The sequence below is a fragment of the Macrococcus epidermidis genome, from assembly GCF_003259695.1.
Lineage (GTDB): Bacteria > Bacillota > Bacilli > Staphylococcales > Staphylococcaceae > Macrococcoides > Macrococcoides epidermidis.
Genome location: NZ_PZJH01000026.1, coordinates 1 through 418 on the forward strand (window position 1 = coordinate 1; position 418 = coordinate 418).

A 418-nucleotide genomic window follows, 5' to 3' on the forward strand; every position below is an offset into this window, starting at 1 on the left:
AGATAAAGTAACAGCAGTATCAACAGACGGATCAGGTAATGTTTCAAAACCAGCGGAAACAATCGTAACACCAACACAGGCAGAAGCGATTACACCAACGGTGACAAACGAAGTGATCGAAGTAGGAGGCACACCGGTTATCACAGATAATATCGGAGGTGTTCCTGCCGGAACAACAGTGAAAGATGTAACACCAGCGGGCGCAGTGGATACAAGTAAGCCAGGCACATACACAGGTGTCGTGGAAGTAACATATCCAGACGGCTCAAAAGAGACAGTAAATGTCCCTGTAATCGTTCAGGATAAAACAGCATCAGATGCACCGGTAATTAAAACGGTAGATTCAGATGATACGGTAGTGACAGGAACAGGCACACCAGGCGAAAAAATTACGGTAACGTTCCCGAACGGAACAACA

At 45.9% G+C, this 418-nt stretch carries 1 protein-coding gene; it reads left to right on the forward strand.

The window, feature by feature from the left end; translation table 11 throughout:
* Window positions 1-418, forward strand: a 418-nt coding sequence (locus BHU61_RS13265; protein ID WP_275542464.1) for a Rib/alpha-like domain-containing protein, incomplete at both ends; no start/stop codon positions are given.